Source organism: Streptococcus oralis Uo5, from assembly GCF_000253155.1.
In the GTDB taxonomy this organism is placed as follows: Bacteria; Bacillota; Bacilli; order Lactobacillales; family Streptococcaceae; genus Streptococcus; species Streptococcus oralis_L.
This window is the reverse complement of sequence record NC_015291.1, coordinates 1,832,146-1,847,883: the sequence shown is the minus strand read 5'-3', so window position 1 is coordinate 1,847,883 and position 15,738 is coordinate 1,832,146. Positions and strand designations below refer to the sequence as shown.

General features: G+C 36.5%; 13 protein-coding genes and 4 pseudogenes. 3 read left to right on the top strand and 14 right to left on the bottom strand.

What is annotated here, in order from left to right:
* Positions 1-247: 247 nt before the first annotated feature.
* The 4 genes from SOR_RS09205 to SOR_RS09190 form a co-directional block, all read right to left on the bottom strand.
* Complete coding sequence (locus SOR_RS09205; RefSeq protein ID WP_001291561.1) at positions 248-1,465, bottom strand: tyrosine-type recombinase/integrase; 1,218 nt, start codon at positions 1,463-1,465, stop codon at positions 248-250.
* Positions 1,466-1,546: 81 nt separating this feature from the next.
* Positions 1,547-1,750, bottom strand: coding sequence for an excisionase (locus SOR_RS09200; protein ID WP_000814511.1), 204 nt, complete (start codon positions 1,748-1,750; stop codon positions 1,547-1,549).
* Between the two features lie 460 nt (positions 1,751-2,210).
* Entirely contained in the window at positions 2,211-2,441 is a 231-nt protein-coding gene (locus SOR_RS09195; RefSeq protein WP_000857133.1) for a helix-turn-helix domain-containing protein, read from the bottom strand.
* A complete protein-coding gene (locus SOR_RS09190; protein ID WP_000804885.1) occupies positions 2,438-2,860 on the bottom strand; it encodes a sigma-70 family RNA polymerase sigma factor in 423 nt (140 codons plus the stop codon). The genes SOR_RS09195 and SOR_RS09190 overlap by 4 nt, the downstream gene beginning before the upstream one ends.
* 503 nt (positions 2,861-3,363) lie before the next feature.
* Between SOR_RS09190 and SOR_RS09185 the strand changes: the two are divergent.
* Positions 3,364-3,585: pseudogene (locus SOR_RS09185) on the top strand (helix-turn-helix domain-containing protein); the annotation flags it as partial.
* A gap of 73 nt (positions 3,586-3,658) precedes the next feature.
* Here the strand turns inward: SOR_RS09185 and SOR_RS09180 are convergent.
* The 5 genes and pseudogenes from SOR_RS09180 to SOR_RS10430 all read right to left on the bottom strand — a co-directional run.
* Complete coding sequence (locus tag SOR_RS09180; RefSeq protein WP_001240982.1) at positions 3,659-6,577, bottom strand: Tn3 family transposase; 2,919 nt, start codon at positions 6,575-6,577, stop codon at positions 3,659-3,661.
* A gap of 3 nt (positions 6,578-6,580) precedes the next feature.
* Entirely contained in the window at positions 6,581-7,135 is a 555-nt protein-coding gene (locus tag SOR_RS09175; RefSeq protein ID WP_000576156.1) for a recombinase family protein, read from the bottom strand.
* Positions 7,136-7,489: 354 nt separating this feature from the next.
* On the bottom strand, positions 7,490-8,227 hold the full coding sequence (erm(B), locus tag SOR_RS09170) for a 23S rRNA (adenine(2058)-N(6))-methyltransferase Erm(B) (RefSeq protein ID WP_001038790.1): 738 nt from the start codon (positions 8,225-8,227) through the stop codon (positions 7,490-7,492).
* A gap of 124 nt (positions 8,228-8,351) precedes the next feature.
* On the bottom strand, positions 8,352-8,435 hold the full coding sequence (locus SOR_RS09165) for a 23S rRNA methyltransferase attenuation leader peptide (protein WP_001814874.1): 84 nt from the start codon (positions 8,433-8,435) through the stop codon (positions 8,352-8,354).
* 48 nt (positions 8,436-8,483) lie between these two features.
* Positions 8,484-8,567: pseudogene (locus SOR_RS10430) on the bottom strand (MLS leader peptide); the annotation flags it as partial.
* 283 nt (positions 8,568-8,850) lie between these two features.
* Between SOR_RS10430 and SOR_RS09160 the strand changes: the two are divergent.
* A pseudogene (locus SOR_RS09160) lies at positions 8,851-8,988 on the top strand (XRE family transcriptional regulator); the annotation flags it as partial.
* Between the two features lie 59 nt (positions 8,989-9,047).
* On the opposite strand, the gene SOR_RS10015 reads toward SOR_RS09160, so the two are convergent.
* Complete coding sequence (locus SOR_RS10015) at positions 9,048-9,233, bottom strand: cysteine-rich KTR domain-containing protein (protein ID WP_011058338.1); 186 nt, start codon at positions 9,231-9,233, stop codon at positions 9,048-9,050.
* A 100-nt stretch (positions 9,234-9,333) separates the two neighbouring features.
* On the bottom strand, positions 9,334-11,253 hold the full coding sequence (tet(M), locus tag SOR_RS09150; RefSeq protein ID WP_000691730.1) for a tetracycline resistance ribosomal protection protein Tet(M): 1,920 nt from the start codon (positions 11,251-11,253) through the stop codon (positions 9,334-9,336).
* Between the two features lie 50 nt (positions 11,254-11,303).
* On the opposite strand from tet(M), the pseudogene SOR_RS10475 reads away from it, so the two are divergent.
* Positions 11,304-11,390: pseudogene (locus SOR_RS10475) on the top strand (hypothetical protein); the annotation flags it as partial.
* 240 nt (positions 11,391-11,630) lie between these two features.
* Here the strand turns inward: SOR_RS10475 and SOR_RS09145 are convergent.
* From SOR_RS09145 to SOR_RS09135, 3 genes are read right to left on the bottom strand one after another with little or no spacing between them, the layout of a single operon-like run.
* Positions 11,631-12,566: a conjugal transfer protein gene (locus tag SOR_RS09145; RefSeq protein WP_001224320.1), complete on the bottom strand. Its 936-nt coding sequence runs from the start codon at positions 12,564-12,566 to the stop codon at positions 11,631-11,633.
* Entirely contained in the window at positions 12,563-13,564 is a 1,002-nt protein-coding gene (locus tag SOR_RS09140) for a bifunctional lytic transglycosylase/C40 family peptidase (protein ID WP_000769868.1), read from the bottom strand. The genes SOR_RS09145 and SOR_RS09140 overlap by 4 nt, the downstream gene beginning before the upstream one ends.
* Complete coding sequence (locus SOR_RS09135) at positions 13,561-15,738, bottom strand: CD3337/EF1877 family mobilome membrane protein (RefSeq protein WP_041170823.1); 2,178 nt, start codon at positions 15,736-15,738, stop codon at positions 13,561-13,563. The genes SOR_RS09140 and SOR_RS09135 overlap by 4 nt, the downstream gene beginning before the upstream one ends.

Genomic DNA, 15,738 nt, shown 5'->3' with positions numbered 1-15,738 from the left:
ATACTCTTTTCAAATATATTGTATCTCAATATGAAAGCCCTGTCAAGAAATATGTGTAAAAATTTTATATATAAAACAAAGTATAAATTTCTAATTATCTTTTTATATTTTCTTAAATGCTCGTAAAGCCTTATTCTATGTGCTTTCGAGTATTTTTACTGTAGGAAGATACTTCACGTTTCTTTGCATATTTCCTCATGTCTTAGCTGTCAGAAGTGGTAAATAAGTAGTAAATTCATTTGTACTACTAAGCAACAAGACGCTCCTGTTGCTTCTCTTTATTCAAGCGTTTCATTTCTGCCATTGCAGAATCGAATGTTGCATGTGCGTAATAGTTCAGCGTCATGGCTATATTAGCATGTCCCATAATGTACTGTAATGCCTTTGGATTCATTCCTGCATTTGCATAGTTGGTACAGAATGTATGTCGCAAACTATGTGGAGTGATGTGTGGCAATTTATCCTCGTTATACTTATTGTATTTCTTAACAAGACCTTTCATCATGCCGTTGTAATCACTTGCCACTTTTGGATAGTTCTTTCTATTAAGAAAGAGGAAATCACTATATCCATCAATCTCAACACGCTTATCATTCTTTCGATTCGCTAACACTCGCTTAAATGCTTGATAGGCTTCTTCAACCATAGGAACTTGACGTTCGCCACTTTTGGTCTTTGGTGTTTCAATGTAGTACCCAATTTCAGTATCTCTCAATAGCTGATGGTCTATATTGACAAGACGATTCTCAAAATCTAAATCTGGAAGTGTCAAACCACCAAACTCTGAAATACGAAGACCTGTTTTTAAGAGTATCAGAATTTCATCATAATTTTTGCTGTAGGTTTTATCAGCTTTTGCAAAGGCTAACAGTTTTTCTTCCTGTTCTTCTGTTAGTACGGTCTTAGGGACAGTATCATCATCAAGAACTGCTTTCAGTTGAAAGTCAAATGGATTCTTCCGAACACAATCATCTTGTATAGCAATATAGAATGAAGCCTTTAAAGAACGTTTGTAGTTATTGATGGTTTGATAAGCATAACCATTTTCACTCATTCTAATAGCCCATTCTTTAGCGTCTGATGGCTTAATACTGTCAATACTTCTTACACCTAACTTGTCTTTCTTCAAAATATCCATAAGATATTTGCGTCCAGTTTCAGTGTTTTTTCTAACCTTTGGTCTTTGAGCGTTCTGTTTTGCGTAAAGCTGGCAGAGTGTCATTTTCTTTCCTACAACATCAATACCATCATGAATGTCTTTCTGTAACTCTGCGATTTTCTCTCTAAGTGAGATACAATCACGCTTTCCTGCTGGTACTCGGTCTGTAGCCACAAGTTTCCACGAGTAAACAAATTGCGGTTCTCCAAATGAATCTATATATTTGTATAAGTATCTTCCGTCTTTTCGTTGGCTCTCTCCAGTCTTTAAGATTCGACCTTTATTGTCACGTCTTTTTTCTGACATGGCATTTGCTCCTTTCCTTTATGGAAAGAGCCTTGATACGACTTAATACTATTTTATCATATACAAGACCCTTTGGCGACGCTAGATTGCGTCCAATGTATCTATAATTTTTTCAAATTGTTTTCGTTTAATCTGAATACGATTGCCATTCATAATCAGCCAATTTGCATTTTTATTTTCCTCTGCCAAGCGTCGTAGCTTGTTTTCGCCAATACGAAAATATTTTGACGCTTCTTCAATGGTTAGGGTATAACGTTCCCAAATAGGAATGTCAGTCTGCTTCATAAAATCCTCCTTTCCAAATCACTTATTTGGATTTCATAAAAGTTGTTTTACCAGCAATCGAACAGCTTTAGCAAAGCTCACGGGAGTTCCACCCCTGCATGGTTCTCATGTAGCCATACTCATTGCCTGCGACGGTTTTATCACGCTCGGACTATTGACTGTATGGGAGTATCATTATCACGATAAGAATGTCGTTGCAGGCAATCCTGCTAAAGATTGCTTCTCGGATCACTAACATGAATCGCTCGCTATCTTTATAAGATAGGTCATGGCGGTTAGTTCCGTTGGCTCTTTTCTTATCGAAACGTATTCGATTACTTTTATTCAGTTTTCAAAGAACAATGGCTCGTTAGCCTATCAAAACACATTGAAAGCTCAATATGCTTTGGTGGAATAACAAACCTCCCTGTTCGGGAAGCGTGGAATGGTTTAGCACGCTTCCACGAAAGGAGAGAGGATATTACTTAATTTCAAATGACAAAATCTTTGTAATCAGTCTGGTTTCCATTCTTCCACGTAAGACTTCATCAACGACCATACTTTGATTGCCATATTCATCTTTCATAAGTCGTAGGGAACGCTTCGTTATGTACCCTCTGTAATGATGTAGAATCTGGTTAATCGCTTCGGTATCGCCATCTGTTGCCTTTACAATGAGAGGAAAGGGAATCATAGGATATTGTGTTTTCATTCTTCAAATTCCTCCATAAACTTTTTAATTAAGGCTAGTCCACTGGTTCTATGCCGATAGACAGTAGAACGGTTCAATTTCAACAGGTCTGCAATTTCTGAATCGCTCATGTCCATAAAGTAAAACAGCAGTAGAATTTCACGTTTCTTGTCTGGCAACTCACGTAATGCTTCACTCAACAAATCATTTTCAACGCCTACTGATAACCCATTGAGTGTAAAAATCTGAAAGTCAGTTGAATAGTTATCTGTTGTCGCAAACTGGCTAACAAGATAATCGCCAACATCCGAAAAGGACACCTCACGCTTTGCAATCCTTGAAAGATAAAGCATATAATTCTTTCGCTCGTCTTCCATAGCACGTTTACAGATATAGTCAAACTGATTTTCTATTGTGGTCTGAAAAGAAGATGGTTTCATGTTTCTCACCCCCTTTCTGTCTAGGAAAGGAAGTGAGCCTTGCTCGTTTATCTCCTTTCACTCTTAGTCCCAATGTGAAAGGGGGATTTGTTGCATTACTGATAAATAAACTTTGTAAAAAAGTTCTGAATAGCCAAAAAAGCATATAAACAGATTTATTTCTCTGTTTACATGCTTCTGTTATTCTATCTATATGATTTATAAAACCACATTGGTGGACGTACTTATCTATTGCAGATAGACGACTTTTTTTGACAAGAACCCAATGTAAGGAAATTTATTGTATATGATGTACTTCATGGCGACGTTGACCTCCAACAAACCGCCATTTGGAAGTAATATACAATATTTTAACAGCGTAAATAGCACTACCATATAACGGTTTTTTTATTGGCGTTTAGTAGTGCTTTTTATTAAATATAAACCTATAAACCATATAACACGTTTTTCTATACCTGTTTTTAATTCAGTAGGAACAATAAAATGTATAGAGGTGGTCTACTATGCGTAAAAAAGAAGATAAATATGATTTTAGAGCCTTTGGTTTAGCCATTAAAGAAGCTCGATTGAAACGAGGTTTAACTCGTGAACAAGTGGGAGCATTGATTGAAATTGACCCACGGTACTTAACTAATATTGAAAATAAAGGGCAACACCCCAGCATACAAGTTCTTTATGACCTTGTATCGTTACTTCATGTTTCCGTTGATGAATTTTTCTTACCTGGGGTCCCGAGCGCTTAGTGGGAATTTGTATCGATAAGGGGTACAAATTCCCACTAAACCAATGTTTCAAGGCCTATTTATTTTTTATATTCAATTCTCTTAAGTGTTTAGGAATAGATAACAAGTCAAATTTATACTCTCCAAGAAAAGTGATATGCTCCCAATTAATAGGAGATACATGCTTCATATACTTAGTTACTTCGGGATCTATTTTGACGAGATAATTATAAGCTGCTTGTAAGTAGACGGCGTTCCATATACTTATTGCATTTATTAACACATTAAGCGCACTAGCACTTTGAAGTTGTCGGCGAATATCGCGCTCCATAAATTTTCCGCGTCGCCCAAAAAATAGTTCTCTAGCTAAAGCATTAATCGCTTCTGTCTTATTTAGTCCATGAGTGATCCTTCGCCGTAGCTCACTATCTGTAATATAATCTATCATAAAAATGCTCTTTTCAATGCGACCTAGTTCTCTCAGTGCAAGAGCTACTCTATTCTTACGTGCGTATGAGCCTAGCTTTCCTAATAGTAAAGAACTAGATACTTTTCCTGTTTGAATCGAATAGGCGATTCGTTTAATTTCATCATAGTTTTCTTCAATAATTTTTACATTGATTTTTCCGCTTATATCTTCTGATAAGTTAGGGTAGTAGGAAGGTGATTTGATAGAAAATAATTGTGATTTTTTTATATTTCTGATGCGAGGTTCAAAATCAAAGCCTAGTAATGCGGTCATTCCAAACACCTGATCAGAATACCCATTTGTATCAGTAAAATGTTCCTCAATATCTAGATCTGTTTCATGATAAAGTAGGCCATCAAGGGTATGAGTAGCTTCCCTTGTATTAGTTGAAGCAACCTCGATATGATGAGTCGTATGCCTATCATTTATTGATCGAATCATTGTAGCTCCTTTTTCCATACTTTTGTAATGTGGATTAACATCGGATTTTAGAGCTGAGACGCCCACTGGGACGCGCATTCCGTCTGAAGCAGTGGTTTTTCCTTCACCCCAAAAGTCTGCAACAGGAAGCTTTAACTGATAATTAACCAAAACAGATTGAGCACGAGTCAGAGCTTCTTTATAAAAGCGCCATTGTTTGGCATTGGCTAACTGAGAATAAGAAATTCCAGGAGTTGATTGGGCCATTTTTTCAAGACCAATATTCATCCCTAAACCCAGCAAAGCAGCAAAAATAATTTTTCTTTCTTGTTCACTCGGCGGTTTCCCTGTAGAATCATGACTAAATTCTTGTGAAAAGTTGGTCCAACTGTCCACCTCAATTAAAAGATCACTAAGCCTTATCTTAGGAATTATTGAATAAAGTTTTTTTCTATATATTTCTGCTTCGCTAGGTGTAACTTTTTCCAACTTTTTAAGGTTTGCTCTTGAAATTCTCTTATCAACTGTCGAATAAAATTGAAGCTGTAAATCTAAAATTATTTCCCGATCCTTTAAATAGTCCTCAAACGTGTCTGGAATAGTTTCTGAATCAATACAAGCAGATAAATCAACTAAGTAATCATCAATATTTCGATGGATCATACTTCCTTCAACTGAAATATCTCCTGATCGAATATTGTTCTTTAGCTCGGTGAAAGCTACTAACTCATAGTAAGACCGATCTATTTTCCCCTCTTCTGGCCGAACAAGGCTTTTCCATTTTTTACTCACAAAATCAGTAGAAGTATCTGCCGGTATTTTTCTTTTACCACTATTGTGTAAATCAGTTAGTTGAGTTAGGGCCATGAGGACTGGATTTGCTGCCGGAGTTGCTTTGAACGAAAGGGTCCTCAATAACATTGGCGTGTATCTTCGGAGGTAATTAGCTTTATTTCGAACCATTTCTAAATAGCCATGATTTTTATTACCTGTAATTTTTTTAGCTTCTTCTCCATCTTGTACTAAATCTTCCCAAGGCATGATTCGTTCAATTTCGTCAAAAGGATTACTATCATTATCTTTTGCAAAGTGAAGAGCATCAATTAAAGAAGCATAATGTTCCAATTTTTTAGTAGCCAATTTTCCTTTTTCTTTTAACTGTTCTTGTGAATCACGTGTCCCTTTGCGTTTAATACTTGCTAAAATGCGGTCATTAATCTCAATCAGTTGATCGATCAGATATTGATGATGATTGACTAAAAAAGCAATAAGTAAAGAGTATCTTTTTTCAAGCTCAAAACGGGAGAAGTCATATGCATCATAATTTTCCCCTAGTCTAGCTAGCTGAAGAAACCTGTTCCGATTAATATGGGAGACATTAATTGTCCCGAGTCCCATGGAAGCAATCACTTCCACTTTTTTACAAATACTCATAAAGCTTTCTGGATTTGCCTTACCTGGAATGTCTTTTAGCCAAGCGAGTTTAGTTATTTTCGTCTCTTCATAAATTTGAAACAAACTCTCTAGTTTTTCAATTTGTATATCTGTTAATGAACAGAGTAATATTGAAAATAAGTTGTTTTCTGCTTTATCTCGACAGCGGCTTATAATGTCTTCAAGTGTAGCTATAGATGGAAAAATAATTCTTTTTCGAGTTAAGAAATCAATTGTTTTTTTCATTAGATAGATAGAGTCATCATTTTCTAAAGCTAGTTCAATTAAATATTCTATTAACTGTTTTTGTGTATTAGCACTACCGAATCGATGATAGTTGAATACTTCTAAGATCTCGTTGAAGTGATTTGCACGTGTATTTCTATGATCATATGAATTTAAATCAATTGCATCAAGATGGAGCTGTCGACTCACATAAGAAGTTAGTCTGGTTGATTTAATCGGCCAATTACTTAAAGAACACCCAGGATACCGGGCCAAACAAAGTTGTATCGCAAATCCTAGTTTATTGACCTTTCCACGGTGTTGATTAATAACCTCCAGATCATAATCAGAAAAACTAAAATACGCTTTAAAATCCTCTTCTGATAAGTGGTCTACAGAAAGAAGTTGTTCACGCTGTGAAGTAGTTAAAATTCTTTTCATAGCCATATCTTAAGCATTCCTTTTATTGAGGTAACGGTAAAAGGTTGTTTTGCTTAATTTAGAGGCATCAAGAATTTGACGAATAGAATACTCTTTGCTGTCATACATTTTTAAAGCTAAATCAATTGATAGCTTACCTTTACTTGGACGGCCCCCTTTTTTTCCTCGGACTCTGGCTGCCTTAAGACCAGAGTTAGTTCGTTCAATAATAATATCCCGTTCCAGTTCTGCTAAACTAGCCATAACTCGGAAAAAGAATCTTCCCATAGACGTTGAAGTATCTACGTTATCTTGAATAGATATAAAATTGACACTAAGTTCTTCAAATAATTCAGAAAGTTCAATCAAATGTTTAGTTGATCGTGAAATTCGATCTAACTTGTAAATGACAACAGAATCTCCTTCACGTAGTAGGTTGATCATTTCTTCTAATTGCGGTCGGTCTTTTTTCGCACCAGTTACTTTTTCTTGAAATAATTTATCAATTCCATAATGAGTAAGTGCATCAATTTGTAAACTAAGATTTTGATCATCCGTACTCACTCGAGCATAGCCAAAAATCATAAAAAAACCTCCTTAATTTTATAATTTAAATGTACCATAACTCATTAAGTATAACTATATAGGAACTATGAAAAAGGAACGGATTTTGGTACTTGATTTACTTAAAAAACATTTAGAAAAAGCAGGAAAATGAAAAGGTACCATAAACGGTCGTTTATGGTACCATTCAAATTTATCCTTATTGTACAAAATAACAGCGAAATTTTTAAATCTATTCCTTATCGATACAAATTCCCCGTAGGCGCTAGGGACCTCTTTAGCTCCTTGGAAGCTGTCAGTAGTATACCTAATAATTTATCTACATTCCCTTTAGTAACGTGTAACTTTCCAAATTTACAAAAGCGACTCATAGAATTATTTCCTCCCGTTAAATAATAGATAACTATTAAAAATAGACAATACTTGCTCATAAGTAACGGTACTTAAATTGTTTACTTTGGCGTGTTTCATTGCTTGATGAAACTGATTTTTAGTAAACAGTTGACGATATTCTCGATTGACCCATTTTGAAACAAAGTACGTATATAGCTTCCAATATTTATCTGGAACATCTGTGGTATGGCGGGTAAGTTTTATTAAGACACTGTTTACTTTTGGTTTAGGATGAAAGCATTCCGCTGGCAGCTTAAGCAATTGCTGAATCGAGACTTGAGTGTGCAAGAGCAACCCTAGTGTTCGGTGAATATCCAAGGTACGCTTGTAGAATCCTTCTTCAACAATCAGATAGATGTCAGACGCATGGCTTTCAAAAACCACTTTTTTAATAATTTGTGTGCTTAAATGGTAAGGAATATTCCCAACAATTTTATACCTCTGTTTGTTAGGGAATTGAAACTGTAGAATATCTTGGTGAATTAAAGTGACACGAATGTTCAGTTTTAATTTTTCTGACGATAAGTTGAATAGATGACTGTCTAATTCAATAGACGTTACCTGTTTACTTATTTTAGCCAGTTTCGTCGTTAAATGCCCTTTACCTGTTCCAATTTCGTAAACGGTATCGGTTTCTTTTAAATTCAATTGTTTTATTATTTGGTTGAGTACTTTTTCACTCGTTAAAAAGTTTTGAGAATATTTTATATTTTTGTTCATGTAATCACTCCTGAAGTGATTACATCTATAAATAAATACAGAAGTTAAACGATTTGTTTGTAATTTTAGTTATCTGTTTAAAAAGTCATAAGATTAGTCACTGGTAGGAATTAATCTAACGTATTTATTTATCTGCGTAATCACTGTTTTTAGTCTGTTTCAAAACAGTAGATGTTTTATCTACATTACGCATTTGGAATACCAACATGACGAATCCCTCCTTCTTAATTACAAATTTTTAGCATCTAATTTAACTTCAATTCCTATTATACAAAATTTTAAGATAATGCACAATCAACACACTCTTAAGTTTGCTTCTAAGTCTTATTTCCATAACTTTAGGGTTAACCATACGCAAGACCAATCACTCTCGGACAATACTCATGATTTTAATGATAAAATCCATGTTAAACCCATAGATAAGAAATACACCTGCAATAACCGTTACCTGTTTGTGCCAATTTAAAAATGCACCACTTTTTTATAATTAAAACGGTTGAAAACTGTACCACTAATAACTCACAATAGAGAGATGTCACCGTCAAGTTAAATGTACAAAATAACAGCGAAATTTTTAAATCTATTTCTTATCGATACAAATTCCTCGTAGGCGCTCGGGACCCCTACCTGCTAATAACTTGGTAAAAAGCACCCGACGATTACAGATAGAGAAATACATGGATAGCTTTACAGACAAAGAACTATCCTTAATGGAATCTTTAGCCAGCGGTATCAACGAAGCAAGAAACATCGAAGACTAATTAAAAGAATCCATACATAACGGAAAGAGCCGATAAAATGAGATTGTATTAATCTCATTTTATCGGCTCTGCGTCTTTGCGTCTGGCTCTGTAATCACAGTTACTTTGAACTGCTTTATTTCAATTAAATTTTCTTGTCTGCATTTCGGACAATAGAGGGGGAATTTTTTTAATTCAGTATCTTCCCTTATCTTTAATCGTGTTTTATTTCCACATACAGGACACAATATCCACTTGTAGTTTATAATAACTATCTCCTCCTTTACACTTTAATTCAAATCTTTATTAAAAAATATTTCATCTTATTTAACAAGAAACCATATTTATATAACAACATAAAATACACTAAGTTATTTTATTGAACATATATCGTACTTTATCTATCCGACTATTTGGACGACGGGGCTGGCAAACAGGTTCACCGGTAGTAACATGGTACCCTTTTAACTCTGTTAAACAAACACTACGTCCATTTGTAAAGAAAGTTAAATCACTACGATATTCTTGAATACACCGAGCAGGGATTTCTCCACTAAGAATGACCTCATTATTTTTCAGTTGAGTATTTACGATATTTGCACAATATTTGGGAGCATCGTTATATGCCCGTGAAAGATATTCCTGTGGTGCATAAACTTTAAAACTAAGATATGGCTCTAACAATTCTGTTCCAGCTTTTCTAAAGGCTTGCTCCAGTACAATAGGAGTAAGCATCCGAAAATCTGCTGGAGTACTAACAGGGCTATAGTATAAACCGTACTTAAAACAGATTTTACAATCCGTCACATTCCAACCATATAATCCTTGTTCGCAACCATAGCGTATCCCTTCCATAACTGCATTTTGAAATGATTGATTTAAGTATCCAAGAGAAACCGAGCTCTCATACTGCATTCCACTTCCCAACGGAAGCGGTGATACAGATAAACCAATGGAAGCCCAGAAAGGATTTGGCGGCACTTCGATGTGAATGGTATATTCTGCATTTTTTAACGGTCTCTCCATATAAATGACTGTAGGCTCTTTTAGTTCTATCTCCACATGATACTTTTCTTGCAACAGTGCACTAATCACTTCCATTTGTACTTTCCCTAAGAAAGAAAGTATAATTTCATGTGTCGTAGAATCCACGTAATATCGTAGAAGCGGATCACTATCTGAGATTTCCAAAAGGGCATCAAGCAACATTTCTCTCTGTTCAGGTTTACTCGGTTCAACAGTTGTTTGTAGTAGAGGGTGCGGATTTTCAATCTTTTTTCTCTGTGGCAATAGTTTTGTATCTCCAAGAACACTATTTAACTTCAAAAACTCATTTTGCAAAATAACAATTTCTCCAGAATAAGCTCTATCAATCTTACATAATTCACCATTTATTGAAGTATACATTTCTGTAACTTTTATTTTTTCTTTTTCTGATACTCTAACCGAATCTCGTAAATGTAGTACTCCACTATAAAGGCGTATATATGCAAGACGTTGTCTTTTTTTTGTATATTCAATTTTGAAAACATTTCCGCAAAGTTCAGACGGACCTCGATGTGTTGATGAATAAAATTTATTAGTAATAACTTCTATAAGGTTATCAATCCCTATATTACTTTTTGCACTTCCATGATAAACAGGGAACAGGGAACAATTATGAAATCTTATGCTTTCCTCTTGTTCGAGTTCCAATGCTTCTAATGATTTACCGGACATATATTTCTCTAAAAGGTCATCGTTTCCCTCTATTACCGTATCCCATTGTTCAGATTCGGTAAAGTTCGTCACACACATATTAGGATACAGTTCTACCTTCTGTTTGATTACAATTTCGGCAGAAAGTTTCTCTTTAATATCCTGATAAACCGTTGATAAATCAATTCCATTTTGGTCAATCTTATTGATAAAAAAGATTGTGGGAATCCCCATTTTCCTAAGTGCATGAAATAATATACGAGTTTGTGCTTGTACGCCATCTTTTGCAGAAATCAGTAGAATTGCCCCATCTAAAACTGATAATGAACGATATACTTCTGCTAAGAAATCCATATGTCCTGGCGTGTCTATGATGTTCACCTTCGTATTTTCCCACTGAAAAGAGGTTATTCCTGTCTGAATTGTAATTCCTCTCTGACGTTCTAAAAGCGTATTATCCGTCCTCGTTGTACCTTTGTCCACGCTTCCTAATTCTGTAATCGCTCCACTGTTATATAATAAGCTTTCTGTTAAGGTAGTTTTTCCTGCATCAACATGAGCTAAAACTCCAATATTAATAATTTTCATGTGATTTTCCTCCATTCAAAAACCCAAAAGGGCATAAAAATCCCAGTGATAAATACTTTTATCACTGGGATTTTTTATGCATAACCATAGGTATACAAAGCATACAGATATTCTCTGGATACTTTAGAATCACATGATAAAGGTATTCTTAAACTGGGTACAAAAAACTAAGCCCTCCTAAAAAAGGACATCTAATTATTTGTTCCCACTATCAAATTGACAGTTTATTTAAGAATACCTTGCCGCATATTTATTAACTCCTTTTAAATAGATACTTAAATTATAGCACGTAAGAGCATATTTGTAAAGGAATCTCCAATTTTTTATCAAAGAGAGTACGTGATTACAAAATAGCTGTAATAATGTACCAATATTTGTTATTCTATAATCTTCCAATTACTCCCGTTCTTTTCAAGTACCAAATCAAATTGAGATACCTGCGTTGCTTTGGTCTGCTGGTCGATATACTCCACTGTCAGCGATACCGTGACTTGATTATCCTTACGATTGTGAATAGGATTTACCAGTTCTTGAAAGATGTACTCTTTTCCGATTGGTTTTAATATCCCGTCATTCACATAGTAGGAAAGTTCACTGGCTGTCGCTGTAGGATAGAGCTTGAAGAACGTCGTTAAAAACTCATTGATTTCATTGGTTGTAATGGAATCAACCGTCCCCTCACTTTCAATGGCTTTTGGTTTATAACTTGATTTCTTAGGTATGTTGGTAATGGTCGGATTCTTAACCAGTACCATATTTCCAGAACCATCTACATAGACACTCACTATATAAGCAGAGTGGACGGTCTTTGTATTTTCTCCCTCTGTAATGAGCTGGTCTACACTGTAGGTTACATTAAACTCATTGTCGCCAGTTGGCTCTACCGTCCATATCTGAAATCCTCTTACAGAAGACGATACAGGAATATCTTTGCGTACTGTATCAACATTGAGAGCTTGAAGTTCATCTGTCAGATAGCCTTTTAGACTTTCCATTCGATTATCAATGGACTTATCGGATTGCTCCCATGAATAGTAGACTTTCGCAAAGTTCTCTACAAAATTTTCTACATGATGAGTATCAACGTATTCCTTTTCTATGATAGTTGTTTCGTGAATAGTATGAGTATCTATAGCTGTAAAGTGCTTGAATATCGCAAAGCTGAAACTAAGCCCTAAAAGTACCCACAAGGCAATCACAACCTTTTTATGAGGATTGACCTTATAGTAGACACGAGGTTTCTTTTCCTTTGGTATCTGTTTTTCTTTATTCTGATTTTTTCTAAATTTCATCATTAAATCTTCCTTTCTCATTGTTTGATTCGTCCTGCTCCCACTAAATGCTGTTGCCAGTAGGGGCTTGTTAAGTCGGCATAACCGATTGGGTCGCCTGCATGAAACATACGGTTATTGCCAAGGTATATCCCAACATGAGTAATATAAGAGCCAGCGTTATAGGTAGAATGAAAGAAAACCAAATCGCCAGCTTGTGCTTCCGATAGTGGGATATGCTGGGTCACATCATATTGCTGTTGTGCGGTTCGTGGTAAGTTAATTCCAGCTTTTCCATACGTCCATTGTGTCAGTCCGCTACAATCAAAAGAAGTAGTCGGGGAAGCTCCACCGTAAACGTATCGCCAGCCCTCATATTTCAGTGCTTCGTCCATGATGGCTTGTACCGTATCATCATCAAACTCTGTTGTGACAAGATACTGCGTTACCAGTTGCACATAAAACATATTGCCATAGTTGTATCGCCAGCCCCCATTGATAGGTATGGCTATGGGATTGGGGTAAGACACTTTTTCGCCACCTGAATACTCTTTTGAGAAACTTTGAGCCAGTTCAAAGGTATATTTATTTCCACGATTAGCCACATACCCTAAGAAACCACCACCATAATTGTAGGACTGGATAACCGATTCTAAATCTACACTGAGCCTTTCGCTACTGGCTAATAATTCACTGAAATACTTCACACCTTGCTTAATGGATTCTTCTGTACTCAATGAATTAGGTGGAAGACCGAGGGATTCCGAGGACTGCATAACATCTTCCGCAGTACCGCCCGATTCCACCTGTATAATCGCAAGAAGTATGTTGACATATTCTTCAACGCCATATTCTTTGGCATATTTTTCTACCATAGGCTTATGAGCCAGCACTTCTGCGGAAACATTCACACCTCCATAATGAATATTGGAAATTCCGCTGTCCTGTTCATCTGAAAATAAAATGGCAACAAACAGAAGCAGTGAGAAGACCATCAAGAATAATCCAGAACCACCAATCACTAAAGTTTTCAACTTCATGGTTTCTTACCGACTTTCTTAATGGTGGCGGTTTTGATTGGTGGTCTACTTCTTGTATTTTGTAGTGGTACTCTTTGAACAGTAGACGGACGTTCTTTTGTGATTGGACGTTGTGAAGTTCTATCTGCTGTAGTGGTTGAAGTTACTGGCTTTTGAACGGTTTTTTCTTGAACGGTATTGCCTTGGCGTTCCACTTTTGGACTTGAAAAATCGGACTTAACTGCTGGACGCTCTTGTTTGGCTTGTTGAGATTCCTTATATGAAGTCTGAATATTAGACTGTTTTGAGGTCTGTTCATCATGATATTGTTCTTGTCTTGTAGTCGGTCTTTCATGAACAGAAGAAGCAGGCTGTTTTTTCTGTTTGACCTGTTCCATTTCAGAGCGACGCTTCGCAATGGTTTTTCGCCTTTGTTCCTGCTGTTCCTTGCGTCCACTGGCTCTGTCCGCTTTGGTTTGAGAAATACTACTGGTTAAATCACGGACATTCTCTTTTACTTTGGATTTTCCTTGATATACTGCATATCTTGCATTGGTCGGCAAATCTTTAACCTGTTCTTTCAAACCACTAGCAGTGTCTACCATTCTGTCTTTGGTATCAGCTACTGTACCGATGGTTTGACCGATACGTTTTCCAAGTGTTGATTTTTCCTTTCCGTCTGGTCGGGAGTGATCTGCTTGTGTCCTTGCAGAACTCCCCGAACCCGACTGTCCTTTTTTACCTGTAACAATGGCAGACCCAGCCCCTAGAGTAGTCATGGAACGTCCAAGTTTCCGCTGTAGACGGTGCATGTGAGCGTGCATAAGCATACGAGGTTTTCTCATCACACGACTTCCCACACTTTGAGAATCGTTACTCTGTAGAGAAAACATACTCATTAAATCGCCCAGCTTGAAGTAGATTCCTGCAAAGGTCACAATCTGTAGAAAAGCAATCAAAAAGAACGGATAACCAGCCGATAAGGTATAGAGCATGGTTGAAATACTAAATGCTGTCGTAATAATCAATGTGATTCCAGCTCGTGTCAAAATGGTATTAAAGAGCTTTGTTATGGCTCGTTTTGACATACCATCAAATGATGGAATCATGCTTAAAATAAAGCTCACAGGCAGAAACATAGCATAGATGATAAAAAGTACCTGCGAGAAAATCATGATTCCTGTTAATAGGAATACAAATATGGAAATCCCAATATTGAAGACAAATAGGAAGAAGACTGTACCTAAACGGTTAATGGTCTTTGTAATGGTTAGATTGGTATTGCTTCTGTCTTCAATTTCTTCCGCAACAATTTTTTCTCTGTCTTCGCCATTGTTGGAATCTGGGCTGGTGGAGAGCAGGCTTTCCACACGGTCAATACCGATACTTTCAATGTCTGAACTGTTGTATTGAAGCAGTAGCCACGGTTGCTGAACCTGTATGGAAAACAGGCTATCTCTGATTAAGTCCACGCTGTCCTTGCCTTGACTATCGGAATGGGGCATGACAATCTTCGTGCCAAGTGATAAACTGGCATTACTGATGTCTGATGAAAAGTCATTGATTTTTTTAATGTAGTCGGGAGCGTAGGCAATAAAGGAAGCCGATAGGATAAACACCAGCACAAAATTCATAATGGCATGAATTGCCTTTGTGGTTTCTCTCTTTATCAGTCCCGTATAGGCAACATAAACCCCAAGAACCAAAATCAAGAGTAAGAGGAATCCAACATAGAAACCCTCTGTTGAAAATCCGTTTGCACTCACACCAGCTAAGGTCTGCATATTCTTACCAATGGAATCTGCTGTAGCGGAAATGAAGTCTAAGGAATAGGCTTCCTGTACTAAGTAACCTGTCGCATTGGAAACATACAAACTGATTGTCCAAATAAAATTGGTAATGGCATATAGTCCATACATGACCTGTTTTCCAATCCCGTCCGACCAGTTCCACGGAAGCCAGCCCCAGCTATTATCCACATAAAAATCCAGTTGATAGTTTTCAAGTGGGTATCGGCTGTATTCATTTGCCACATTGACCGTATCATCTACCAAGCCCGCAGCTTGAACCACCGTTCCCAGCATGGCTAAAAGAAAAATGGCAATCACAAGTGTGAAAGCCACTGTCATTGCCACTTTACCTAGACGTTTCAGCGTCCAGTTTGATTTTATTCTGTTTACTATTGATGGTTTCAC

Coding starts and splice junctions, on each gene's coding strand:
- SOR_RS09140 (WP_000769868.1), bottom strand. CDS start 13,564: ATGAAGTTGAAAACTTTAGTGATTGGTGGTTCTGGATTATTCTTGATG.
- SOR_RS09165 (WP_001814874.1), bottom strand. CDS start 8,435: ATGTTGGTATTCCAAATGCGTAATGTAGATAAAACATCTACTGTTTTG.
- SOR_RS09145 (WP_001224320.1), bottom strand. CDS start 12,566: ATGAGAAAGGAAGATTTAATGATGAAATTTAGAAAAAATCAGAATAAA.
- SOR_RS09175 (WP_000576156.1), bottom strand. CDS start 7,135: ATGATTTTTGGCTATGCTCGAGTGAGTACGGATGATCAAAATCTTAGT.
- SOR_RS09195 (WP_000857133.1), bottom strand. CDS start 2,441: ATGAAAACACAATATCCTATGATTCCCTTTCCTCTCATTGTAAAGGCA.
- SOR_RS09190 (WP_000804885.1), bottom strand. CDS start 2,860: ATGAAACCATCTTCTTTTCAGACCACAATAGAAAATCAGTTTGACTAT.
- SOR_RS09200 (WP_000814511.1), bottom strand. CDS start 1,750: ATGAAGCAGACTGACATTCCTATTTGGGAACGTTATACCCTAACCATT.
- SOR_RS09180 (WP_001240982.1), bottom strand. CDS start 6,577: ATGGCTATGAAAAGAATTTTAACTACTTCACAGCGTGAACAACTTCTT.
- SOR_RS09205 (WP_001291561.1), bottom strand. CDS start 1,465: ATGTCAGAAAAAAGACGTGACAATAAAGGTCGAATCTTAAAGACTGGA.